The sequence below is a fragment of the Pseudomonas urethralis genome (assembly GCF_021602465.1).
Taxonomy (GTDB): Bacteria; Pseudomonadota; Gammaproteobacteria; order Pseudomonadales; family Pseudomonadaceae; genus Aquipseudomonas; species Aquipseudomonas vlassakiae.
Window position 1 is genome coordinate 1 of record NZ_BQIJ01000035.1, and the last position, 10,658, is coordinate 10,658.

The following is a 10,658-nucleotide window of genomic DNA, read 5'->3' on the forward strand; positions in this document are numbered from 1 at the left end:
TGGCTACCTACATCACCGTCGCGGACGTCGACGAAATCCTGGGTCCGACCTGGGCGCCCGACGACAAGAAGGCCATGGCGGTAGCGCAGGCCAACGCATACCTCACCTCGCTCCGTCTGTGCGGCATCGACATGTATGCCGTGCCGGAGGAGGTGAAGCAGGCCGGGGCCCAGCTGGCTCTGGTCGCGTCCACGGGCCAACTGTATCAGCAGCAGACCGAGGGATCGCTCGAGGCCAAGAGCGTGAAGGCCGGATCGGTATCGACCAGCCGCACCTATGCCGCGCTCGATCGCAGCAGTGCAGGCGCGCAGCCTGAGGGCGTGCAGTTCGCCCTGGCTCTGGTGTCGCCCTGGCGCTGCAACCCGTTCACCTTTGCTGTGGACAGGGGGTAGCAATGGGCTTGCGAGACGAAGTCCAGGCAGACCTTGCCGCGGCGTTCGACGATGACCTGGCCGACGCTGTATTCCCGTTCACCGGCTCTTACATGGGGCCGGGCGAATGGGACCCAGTGAACGAGACCACTACCGCCCAGCCGGTGACCTATACCGGCCGCGGCGTGTTCGACAGCTACGACAGCCGCCGGATCGACAACATCAACATCCTGGTGGGCGACGTGTTGCTGATCTGCCTGGCCAACGAAGTCACGGGCAAGCCAGCAGTAGGGCACCAGATCACCGCCATCGACCTGATCACGGGCGAGCCAGTAACCTATCGCGTCGTCAGCCCCGGCATCGACCCTGCCAAGGCTCACTACGAGATCCAGCTGAGGAAATAGCCATGGCGAAAAGAGGCTGGAGCACACCCCCCAGCCTGTTCGCGGGCGTGGTTGAGGAGCAGCTGAGCCAGCGCGTGCGCGTCATCGCTATTGCGATGCTCAACGAGATCGTCCTGCGGTCTCCGGTAGACACCGGGCGGTTCCGTGGCAACAACATCGTCAGTGTGGGCGCTCCGGTGTACACCAGCACCCTGAACGTCGACCCAACAGGCGCTGAGACCATCCAGAACGGGGCACGAGCGGTTTCCGGCCTGGAGCCGTACACGCAGGTCTTCATCCAGAACAACCTGCCGTATGCAGTACCGCTTGAGGATGGACATTCCCAGCAGGCGCCTGCCGGCATATACGCGGTGTCGTTCAACGGCGTCGCCGAGGCCTACAGGACATGACCTTCGAACAGATCAGGGCCATCATCACCGGCCGCATGACGCAGTGGGCGGGAATTCCCGCTGAGGCTGTGGACTACCCGAATAACCCCAAGGGACCGTTCGATCCGGCCGGCAAGCCGATCTGGGCCAGGCTTGCGGATGTGCCAGGGCTGTCCAGTGCGCCCGAGATCGGCATCGGCCCATGCGTGCGCCGCACCGGCATCATCATGATTCAGCTGTTCGTGCCCAGCCACAAGGGCACCCTGGCCATCACCAAGGCAGCCGACACGCTGGTGCAGCATTTCGAGTTCTACAGCGACCCGACCGGTCCGTTTGAGTGCTATGCGGCCTCGGCCAGCACCATTGGTGACGACGGCCACGGCTGGTACCAGGTAAACGTCAGCGTCCCATACCGGGCCTACTGAGCCCACCACTTGCACCGCCACATGGCGGTTTTTTTACGCCTATCGATAGGAGAAACACCCCATGTCCAGTGGTGCCAAGCGCTCAACCGCGTGGATTCGCGAACTCACCCCGGGGATCACCCCGCCGGGCAACTGGAACGTGCTGACCCGCGTCAGCTTCGGCCTGGTTCCTACCTACAACACCGAAGAGAACAACGAGATCGGCGAAGACCGCATGGCCCAGGGCACCGCCCAGACCACCGTGGACGTCGGCGGCGATATCGAAACCAAGTTCCGCTACGGCGCGCTGGACGAGTTTCTGGCCTCCTGCTTCGGCAAGGACTGGGACAACAACGTCCTGACCATGGGCAACGATCGCATCTCATTCTCTATCGCCGCCTATGATGCGGACGTGGGCATCGCCGGCATCGCCCGTGGCGCTCAGGTTGACTCGATCAACATCGAGGTCCCGAACGACAACGAGATCAGCGTCACCACCACGTTCATGGCTACCTCGTGGGATGACAAGGCCGACAACAGCTCCTTCATCGTCAGCCCTGCGCCAGAGGCAAATCAGCGGCGCTATGGGTTCAAGGATGTGACCGGGCTGAAGATCAACGGCGTGCAGCTGGGTGAGGACAACGCCTGCGTGGACAGCTTCAACCTGCAGTTCGCCAACAATGCTCAAACCCAGCGCTGCATCGGAAACGGCAACCCGTTCCCAGGCAACATCATCCCGACCACCTTCACGCCGTCTGGCTCGATCACCATGAGCTGGTCCAAAACCGCCTACCAGTACTGGAAGGCGCAGCAGACCAGTGGGGCGCTCAGCTTCGAGTTCACCCTCAACAATGCTGACGGTGGCTACACCTTCTTCATCCCCGAAATGGAAGTGAGCGGTGACTGGCCGGACGGCGGCGCTACCGACATCATCCAGGTGGAACTGGCATACACCGCCCGCCGCGTGCCGCCGACCATCACCCGCCTGCCTGCGCCGATCGCCATTGCAGCGGTGACCGTCACCCCGGCCACCTTGAGCCTGGAAGTCGACGAGACCGCCGACCTCGAAGCCGCAGTTACCCCGGTAGGAGCAAGCCAACTGGTCACCTGGACATCCTCGGCCCCGGCCATCGCCAGCGTGAGCGCGACCGGCCTGGTCACCGGCCTTGCGGTAGGCACCGCCACCATCACCGCGACCAGCGCCGCAGACGGCACCAAGACCGACACCTGCGCTGTCACCGTCACCGCTTAACTCTTTGCCCGGCGCGCCCTGCGGTGTGCGTCGGGCCTTTTACCGCAGAGGAATACCATGGCCTTCACCATCGCAAAGAAGCCTGAACTGGATATCAACGGCGAGCGCTGGGTCGAATTCGCCCCGGGCGCCCAGATTCTGGTCGGCTCGATCGCCAACCCGCTCTACAAATCGCACCAGGCGCTGATCAACCGTCACCTGGCCCTGATCAACCAGCAGACACGCGTCGGCACCGCAGAGTTCAGCCTTTCCGAGATCCCAGATGTCGAGCTTGAGACCGATGACGACCTGTTCATCGAGCTTGCAGCCAAGCACCTGATCAAGGACTGGAAGGGGGTCGACATCGAGGAAAAGCCGGGCGAGCCTGCCCCGTACAGTCCAGAGCTGTGCGTCCAGCTGATCAAGCAGATGAACAGCGTCTATTTCCTTGCCCTGCGCACCGGTAACGACATCGCCCGCCGGGTAGAGGAGAAGACCCAGGTCACCGTGGAAAAGTAGTAGCGGCATACCTGTGGGGGCGCGAGTGGGCCGGAGACGAGAACGAGAAGAAGCGCTGGAAGCATGAGCGATTCGGTCTGGACATCCCGGCGCCGCCAGAAATCGACGGGGTGACCGCCGAGATATTGGAGGCCTACGCCTATATCAGCAGGTCCCGGCAGTATGTCGGCATGGTTGGCGCCCCAGCGCCGCTATCACCGGCATCGATCGCCGAATATCTCGATCGCTACCCCTCGGCGATATGCCGCGAAGAGCTTGATGCTGCAATCTTCGCCCTGGACGACCAATACCGGAAGAACTGGGACGAGCAGTACGAAAAGGCGCAGGCCGAATCCGATTCGAAAGACAGACCGAAAAAGCGGTGAGAAATGCTCAGTAGGGGTGTGTTAGATTCTGGCCATCTTTACGGAGGAAGCCATGAATCGACTGCTATTGATCGCCGTTATTGCTTGCATGCCGTTGTCGGCTCTCGCCGCTAGCGGCGAAGAAACCTGCAAAAAAATCTCGGCCATGGCCGGAAAGGCAATGGAGGCGCGACAGGATGGTGATCTTCTTGAGGACGCCATGGCATCCGTAGGCGACCAAAGTAAGTTCTCTAATGCGATGGTTGTTAAAGCCTACACGCTGCCAGTAGCTACAAGCTCTGCCGGAAAGGAAAAGTATGTTTCAGAATTCAGAAACGCCGCATATGCAGAGTGCTATCAAAACTTAATTGAGCCAGTGAAATAACAAAACCCGCTTCGGCGGGTTTTTTAACCCCCGGAGAAAGGTATGGCGCAGGAATCACGCCTGGCGGTAACGATCGACTCGCGGGGCGCCAAGCGCAATGCGGATGATCTGACAGGATCCCTGGAGCGCATGGAACGCGCCGGTGAAGGGGCAACATCGAGCACGGACGGCCTGTCGTCCAGCCTTGACGATCAGCGCAAGGAACTTTCGCAGCTACTTGGCCAGATCAACCCAACGGTTGCAGCGCTCGGCCGCCTGGATGACATGCAGGAGAAGCTGGCCAAGTTCAAGGGCACCAAGTTCCTCGACGCTGACACCTTCGCAGAGTACAACCAGCGCATCAACGCGCTGCGCGAAGGTATCGGCGAATCAGCTGAAGGCATGAACAAGGCGGGAATGTCGGCCAAGGCCTACCAGGCGGCGCTGCGGGGCGTGCCGGCCCAGTTCACCGACATTGCGGTCAGCCTACAGGGTGGCCAGGCTCCACTGACCGTCTTCCTGCAGCAGGGCGGACAGCTCAAGGACATGTTCGGCGGGATTGCGCCTGCGGCGAAGGCCCTGGGCGGCTACATCCTCGGCCTGGTCAACCCGTTCACTGTCGCCGCTGCAGCTGCTGGCGCGCTGGCAGTGGCCTATTATAAGGGGTCCGAGCAATCGGACGCTCTGCGTAATAGCCTGATCCTGACCGGAAACTACTCGAAGGCATCCGAAGCACAGCTGATCGCCCTGGCCGATTCGGCAGACCAGGTGACCGGTACGTTCGGCCAGGCAGCTGGAGCTCTGGCGCAATTGACTGCCGCCGGAGAGAACACTACCGGCAACCTGAAGCTGATCACCACTACCGCTGTCGAGATGCAGCGCGTAACCGGAAAGGCTGTAGAGGAGACGGTCGCCGAGTTCATCAAGCTCGGCAAGGACCCGGTCGCCGGCATCGTTGAGCTGGACGAGAAATACCGGTTCCTGACCGCGTCGGTGTATGCCCAGATCAAGGCTCTGTCGGATCAGGGAAATGCTGTGGGTGCTGCCGACTTGGCGGAACGTACATACGCCGAAGCGATTGGGCAGCGCACCTCCAAGATCCGCGAGAACCTCGGCGCCATTGAGCGCGGCTGGCTGAACATCAAGGACGCCACCAATGAGGTGCTAGATGCATTTGCCAGCATCGGCCGCAAGAGCGCTGAGAGCGAGCAGTCCGCTATTACTCGACTGCAGCAAGAGCTCGCATACAGAACGAGCCTGCTCAACACTGCCTTTGAAGATGATACAACCCGATCACGAATAGCGCAGATCGAGAAAGAGATCGCCCAGCGAAAGGACATCCTCACTCTCAACCAGAAGACATTGGAGGAAGAGGAGAAGCGCCGCCGCATTCAGGAAGAGGGGCGCAAAGGACTCCAGGACCTGGACACCACCTACAAAAGCGCGCTGACGCAGACTCAGCGCCTGAACAAGGAGTTGAGCGATCTCGACAAGGCCCGGGCCAAAGCAGTAGCTGCTGGGGTGTTCACCGCATCGGAGGAAGCGAAGTACGCCCAGTCCCGCAAGAACATCGAGAAAGAAATCGCCGACATAAAAGAGCGTGAGGCGAAGAAGAACACGCCGAAGGGGGCCAACAAGGGCGTATCCGAGGCGGAAACGACGTTCGCCCGCCTGTACAACCAGTACGATCCTGCAGCCCAGGCAGCACGAGCCCTGACCAAGGAACAGCAGCAGCTTGACTTGGCCTTCCAGAAGGGCAAGATCAGCCAGGAGGAATACGGCAAAGCGCTGGCGCAGGCCTCCACGAACTATGCCGCCGCGATCAAAGGCGCCCAGGGCCTGACCCAGGCCGAGCAGTACCGCGCGCAGATGGAGCGGCAGCTGGCTACCCAGCGCATGGAGTACGCCGCCCAAGCGGACGCCGTGGGCATGGGTCAGAAGGACGCCTATCGCATGCAGGAGCGCCTGCGGATCGAGCAGGAGACGAACAATCGAATCTTGCAGCTGCAGACTGAGCTGGCCAACGCCCAAGGCGAGAAGCAGCGCCAGGACCTGCAAGCCCAGATCGATATCGAGCGCGAGTTCTTGCAGAAACGGGTTGCTGCGCAGCGCGATGGCTGGGCCCAGATCGATCAGGCCCAGGCAGACTGGAGCAACGGCGCCCGTGGCGCTTTCCAAGACTATTTGGATAGCGCCAGTGATGTGGCAGGGCAGACTCGCGACCTGTTCAGCAGCGCCTTCGGCAACATGGAAGACGCCGTGGTCAACTTCGTGAAGACCGGCAAGCTTTCCTTCAAGGATTTCGCTGACCAGGTTGTCGAAGACCTCATCCGTATTCAGGTGCAGCAGGCAGCAGCAGGCTTCCTTGGGTCTGCGCTTGGGTTCCTGGGTGGGGGAGGGGCTGCGGCATCCGGCAGCGGCACCATGACCGGATTCAGCGAGACGATCTCTCGGTCTGGATTCTCGACTGGCGGCTACACCGGTGACGGTGGCAAGTTCGAGCCGATGGGCGTGGTCCACGGCGGTGAATACGTCATCCGCAAAGAGGTGGTAAGTCAGCCCGGGGCTCGCGATTATCTGGATCGCTTGAACGCCAAAGGCTACGCCAGTGGCGGTTTCGTCGGTGTGAGCCCTGCGGTTTCGGCTGCATCGGTTCCGGCAGCACCTTCTACTGGCGCCATTCCATCCATCATCCAGCACATCAGTGTGCAAGGCACCGCAGATGAAGCGACCTTGGCCCGAATTCAGCAGGCAGCCCAGAAGGGCGCGCAGGATGGCTACAACCTGGTGCTGCGCGACTTCAAGATGAACGGGCCGGCGCGGCAGCTGATCGCCCGCAACCGATAGCAAGAAGGAGTACTGCATGGCTATCCAATGGCCGGCATCGCTGCGCCCATCTGAAATGACGTGGGGCTTAGTCAACAACAGCCGCGCCTTCACCTCGACGCTCTCGAACGCCCAGCAGATCGTCGGGCAGCCGGGGGCGTACTGGCAGTGCACCCTGACGTTTGGTCTGCTTACCCGGGAACAGGAGCGCGAGCTGTCGGCGTTTCTCGGGCGCCTGGACGGGCTCTTCGGCACGTTCAACCTGCCGGCGTTCACTCGAACCAGGAAGGTGAGCGTGGGAAGCCTCACCGTCGTGTCTGGGGTGGCCCAGGCCAGGGCTATCACGGTGGCCGGCGCCGCCGCGAACACCCCAGTTTTCGCCGTGGGGGACTACCTCACGGTGGGCGGGGAGATGTTCGAAGTGGTGGAGCCTGCAACCTCCAACGCCCAAGGCCAGGCCATCGTGTCGGTCAATAAGCGCATCCGCAAATCGCTGGTCGCCGGTACGCCGGTTGAATATCTCAACCCCTACGCCGAATGCCGCATGACCCAGGACACGTGGAACATGACGGTGCGGCCGGCGGTGGCCAGTGGCAGCTACCAATTCAGGGAGGCCTTCTGATGCCCTCGACGTTCCCATTCAGCCAGAGCGTGGTCGACATCATCGCCACCGGCAAATTCTTGAGCGTGTACGCCTGCCAGCTCGACTTCGAGGGCGGTCCGGTGTACGCGCACACGGGTACCGGTGACTTGGTGATCGGCGGGATAACGTATCTGGGGGTAGGGCAGTTCGGAGAGGTCGGCCAGTCGCAGGAGAGCGACAACTCGAACTCGCCCATGTCCATCGACCTGGCCCTGACCGGCCTGGACAGCTACATCATCACCGAGACCAACATCCGGGGATGTCGCGGGCGTTCAGGCAAGCTCATGTTTGTGGTGTTCGACGAGCAGGGCAACTACGCCGCCGACATCCTGTTTTCCGGCCGCATGGACGCCGCCACCTTTTCCTACGCCGGCAATGGCCAGGATGGAAACAAGATCACCGTCCCGATCGTTGACCGGATGGCCGAGTGGAGCCGCACCGGCACCGAGCGGTTCACCGACGAGAACCACCGGGCCCGCCACCAGGGCGACCGGTTCTTCTACGCCATCGCCCAGATGTCCGAATGGCCCATCTACTGGGGATCCAAGAAGGACGCCCCGACGTTCACCTACGAGAAATAGCCATGCGCTACCGAGACTGGACCACACGCCTCAGCGAAGTGATCAAGGCCGCCTTAGAGCGGCCTTTTTCATGGGGCGAATTCGACTGCTGCCTGTTTGCGGCGGACTGCGCGGTAGCGGTGTGCGGTACCGACCCGGCCGAGGCGTACCGCGGCACCTACAAGACCGAGGCGGGGGCGAAGCGGGCGCTGAAGAAGCAGCACGGAAGCCTTGAGGCAGCATGGGACGCCTGCTTCGCCAGGGTTGCGCCGGCATTCATCCAGCGCGGCGACATTGCCATGTACGAAGCGCCCGGCGGCCGGTCCATGGCCGTGTACTGGGCAAACGAATTCTGGGCGACCACTGACGACGGGGTGGCCCGCGTGGTGTGCGACCCGCTTGCGGTCTGGAGAGTTGAATAATGTCCAATGGCGTCAGGAAGATTGCTCAGGTCGCCGTCGGCGCGGTCATTGGCTTCGTGCAAGGTGGCCCGGTGGGCGCCGCCATTGGTGCCGGCCTGGCGTTCTACATGGCCGAGCAGCAGGAGAAGCTGAACACCAAGTCGCCGATGCGCGACAACGAGCCGTCGGCCCAGACCGTCCGCTCCTCCAAGGCGCCCGCGCGCTTCATCCTTGGCCGGGTCAGCACCGGTGGCGTGCTGGTCTGGGCGCAGGAGCAGGCCGGCGACCAAACCGATGGCGAGTGGCTGCACCTGGTCTACGTCCTCTGTGAAGGCCCGGTCGACGCCCTGGAGAACATCTACCTGGGCGAGGAGGCGATCGCCACCTACGGCGAGCATGCCTCCTATGAACTGGTCGTCAACCCGACCCAGGTGAACGCCTTCCTCAAGGCCAACTGCCCTGACTGGAAAGACGAGCAGATCGGCCGCGGGCTGTCGTTCGTACGCCTGTCGCTCAAGTACAGCGCCGAGAAATTCCCGTCCGGCATCCCTGACGCACGCTTCATCGTCCGTGGCCGAAACGATATCTACGACCCGCGTACCGGGATGTCCATCTACACCGAGAACACCGCGCTCCACATTCTCTGGTTCCTGCGCAACCGCTGCGGCGTGCCGGACGATGAGATCGTGTTCGAGACGTTCGCCAGCGGCGCCAACATCTGCGATGAATCGGTCGCCAACCCTGATAACACCACCAGCCCGCGCTATCGCAGCAGCTGCGTGATCGGTGCCGACGAGCAGCGCACCAACGTGCTGCAGAAGCTTGAGGCTGCCTGCGGCGGCCGGACTATCCGCGTCGGCGGACGCTGGATGTTCCAGGCTGGGGCCTACTACGGCCCTTACGACTTCGAGATCACCGAGGACATGGTGATCGGCACCATAACCGGCAGCACCGAGCCGACCAATGATGCCGCGATCAACACGGTTCGCGGTACGTTCATCGACACCTCGCAGTCGTGGACAGAGACCGATTACCCCGAGGTCAGCGTTGCCGAATGGGTGGTCGAGGACGGCGGGGAGGCGGCTGAAACGCTGACCTTCTCCTACGTCACGGATGCCTACCAGGCCCAGCGCCTGGCGAACATCGAGCTTCGCCGCCGGCGCGCAGGTGGCACCATCAGCATTCCCATGAACTTCCTGGGCTACAACTGCCGGCCGGGTCGCGCCGTGCGCGTGAACCTGCCGTCGCTGAACATCCTGGGCGAGTTCATCGTCACCAACTGGAGCATGGGCGCTGACCAGGGCTGCACCGCCCAGCTGCAGCAGTACGATGCAGCACAGTTCGACGATGCCGTGGGCCAGCCGTACAACCCCATCGGCTTCATCAACCTGCCGACTGGTGGACTGGGCAGTCCTACCAACCTGGCCTGGATACCCGACGAGACTGCCGAAGTCACCCAGGGCGTGCTGAGCTGGACGCAGCCGGCCGGCATTGTCACAGGTTATGCAGTCACTATCCGGCAGGGCAGCACTGCGGTGCAGGCCCAGCAGGTGCCCGAGACTACTTTGCAGTTGCCGATCGCTGGTCTGCCTTCGGGCAACTACACGATGAGCGTGGCCACGCTCGGCCCGCTGACCCGCTCCGGCGAGGCCAGCATTACCGTGAACATCGACGGCCCGCCGATTCCAGAGGCGTGCACGGTGCAGTCCACGATCGACACCATCACGCTGTTCCCAAGCAACGTGCAGCACGGGCTGAACGGCGGTACCTATGAGTACTTCTACAGCGAAGACCCGCAAACTCCCGCTGCGCAGGCAACATATCTTGGACAGGGCCTCAGCCTCACCCATACCGGCCTGGCGTTCTTCACCAACTACTTCTACTTCATCCGCTCCCGCAACGCCTACGGGGTCAGCGGCTTCCTCAAGATCGCCGCGTCCACGTCGAACGACGTCACCGCCATGCTGGCAGCGCTGTCGGGCAAGATCACCGAGAGCGAACTGGGGCAGGAGCTGCTGGAAGAAATCCAGAAGATTCCTGGCTTGGAGGAGCAGATTGCTGCGCTGGATGGACTCAAGGCCTACGACAAGGATGATGCCTACCAGAAGGGCCAGATGGTCGTGGTTGATGGCCGCATCTACCAGGCGCTGCAGCCTGTTCCAGCAGACGCCTCTGGTGCGAATGCTCCACCCAATGCCGCGCTTTGGGGCGACGTTGGCCAGT

Annotated in this window: 13 protein-coding genes; all 13 read left to right on the forward strand. The window is 62.2% G+C overall.

Annotated elements, in window-relative coordinates; genetic code table 11:
• Nucleotides 1–392: protein singed (locus L6D64_RS27700; protein ID WP_236192652.1), on the forward strand; the 392-nt coding region annotated here is incomplete at its 5' end.
• A gap of 2 nt (nucleotides 393–394) precedes the next feature.
• Nucleotides 395–775: a glutamate 5-kinase gene (locus L6D64_RS27705; RefSeq protein WP_176509904.1), complete on the forward strand. Its 381-nt coding sequence runs from the start codon at nucleotides 395–397 to the stop codon at nucleotides 773–775.
• A 2-nt stretch (nucleotides 776–777) separates the two neighbouring features.
• Nucleotides 778–1,164: an HK97 gp10 family phage protein gene (locus tag L6D64_RS27710; protein ID WP_176509905.1), complete on the forward strand. Its 387-nt coding sequence runs from the start codon at nucleotides 778–780 to the stop codon at nucleotides 1,162–1,164.
• Complete coding sequence (locus tag L6D64_RS27715; RefSeq protein WP_176509906.1) at nucleotides 1,161–1,568, forward strand: phage tail terminator-like protein; 408 nt, start codon at nucleotides 1,161–1,163, stop codon at nucleotides 1,566–1,568. The genes L6D64_RS27710 and L6D64_RS27715 overlap by 4 nt, the downstream gene beginning before the upstream one ends.
• 61 nt (nucleotides 1,569–1,629) lie before the next feature.
• Nucleotides 1,630–2,799, forward strand: coding sequence for a phage tail tube protein (locus L6D64_RS27720; protein WP_176509907.1), 1,170 nt, complete (start codon nucleotides 1,630–1,632; stop codon nucleotides 2,797–2,799).
• 57 nt (nucleotides 2,800–2,856) lie between these two features.
• Nucleotides 2,857–3,297, forward strand: a complete 441-nt coding sequence (locus L6D64_RS27725) for a hypothetical protein (protein ID WP_176509908.1) — start codon at nucleotides 2,857–2,859, stop codon at nucleotides 3,295–3,297.
• Between the two features lie 110 nt (nucleotides 3,298–3,407).
• Entirely contained in the window at nucleotides 3,408–3,662 is a 255-nt protein-coding gene (locus L6D64_RS27730) for a hypothetical protein (protein WP_176509909.1), read from the forward strand.
• 52 nt (nucleotides 3,663–3,714) lie between these two features.
• Nucleotides 3,715–4,026 carry a hypothetical protein gene (locus tag L6D64_RS27735; RefSeq protein WP_176509910.1) on the forward strand — a complete coding sequence of 104 codons (312 nt, stop codon included), beginning with the start codon at nucleotides 3,715–3,717 and terminating at the stop codon, nucleotides 4,024–4,026.
• Between the two features lie 42 nt (nucleotides 4,027–4,068).
• The gene (locus L6D64_RS27740) at nucleotides 4,069–6,852 is read left to right on the forward strand and encodes a phage tail tape measure protein (RefSeq protein WP_176509911.1); all 2,784 of its coding nucleotides are present in this window, start codon (nucleotides 4,069–4,071) and stop codon (nucleotides 6,850–6,852) included.
• A 16-nt stretch (nucleotides 6,853–6,868) separates the two neighbouring features.
• Nucleotides 6,869–7,453, forward strand: coding sequence for a hypothetical protein (locus L6D64_RS27745; protein ID WP_176509912.1), 585 nt, complete (start codon nucleotides 6,869–6,871; stop codon nucleotides 7,451–7,453).
• The gene (locus L6D64_RS27750; RefSeq protein WP_176509913.1) at nucleotides 7,453–8,055 is read left to right on the forward strand and encodes a hypothetical protein; all 603 of its coding nucleotides are present in this window, start codon (nucleotides 7,453–7,455) and stop codon (nucleotides 8,053–8,055) included. Before L6D64_RS27745 ends, L6D64_RS27750 begins: the two co-directional genes overlap by 1 nt.
• A 2-nt stretch (nucleotides 8,056–8,057) precedes the next feature.
• A complete protein-coding gene (locus tag L6D64_RS27755) occupies nucleotides 8,058–8,456 on the forward strand; it encodes a DUF6950 family protein (protein WP_176509914.1) in 399 nt (132 codons plus the stop codon).
• Nucleotides 8,456–10,658, forward strand: a 2,203-nt coding sequence (locus tag L6D64_RS27760; protein ID WP_236192653.1) for a phage tail tip protein J-related protein, incomplete at its 3' end; no start/stop codon positions are given. The genes L6D64_RS27755 and L6D64_RS27760, both read left to right, overlap by 1 nt.

What these genes read in the sequence shown, in the direction of transcription:
- L6D64_RS27705 (WP_176509904.1), top strand. Translation starts at nt 395, where the DNA reads ATGGGCTTGCGAGACGAAGTCCAGGCAGACCTTGCCGCGGCGTTCGAC.
- L6D64_RS27710 (WP_176509905.1), top strand. Translation starts at nt 778, where the DNA reads ATGGCGAAAAGAGGCTGGAGCACACCCCCCAGCCTGTTCGCGGGCGTG.
- L6D64_RS27715 (WP_176509906.1), top strand. Translation starts at nt 1,161, where the DNA reads ATGACCTTCGAACAGATCAGGGCCATCATCACCGGCCGCATGACGCAG.
- L6D64_RS27720 (WP_176509907.1), top strand. Translation starts at nt 1,630, where the DNA reads ATGTCCAGTGGTGCCAAGCGCTCAACCGCGTGGATTCGCGAACTCACC.
- L6D64_RS27725 (WP_176509908.1), top strand. Translation starts at nt 2,857, where the DNA reads ATGGCCTTCACCATCGCAAAGAAGCCTGAACTGGATATCAACGGCGAG.
- L6D64_RS27735 (WP_176509910.1), top strand. Translation starts at nt 3,715, where the DNA reads ATGAATCGACTGCTATTGATCGCCGTTATTGCTTGCATGCCGTTGTCG.
- L6D64_RS27740 (WP_176509911.1), top strand. Translation starts at nt 4,069, where the DNA reads ATGGCGCAGGAATCACGCCTGGCGGTAACGATCGACTCGCGGGGCGCC.
- L6D64_RS27745 (WP_176509912.1), top strand. Translation starts at nt 6,869, where the DNA reads ATGGCTATCCAATGGCCGGCATCGCTGCGCCCATCTGAAATGACGTGG.
- L6D64_RS27750 (WP_176509913.1), top strand. Translation starts at nt 7,453, where the DNA reads ATGCCCTCGACGTTCCCATTCAGCCAGAGCGTGGTCGACATCATCGCC.
- L6D64_RS27755 (WP_176509914.1), top strand. Translation starts at nt 8,058, where the DNA reads ATGCGCTACCGAGACTGGACCACACGCCTCAGCGAAGTGATCAAGGCC.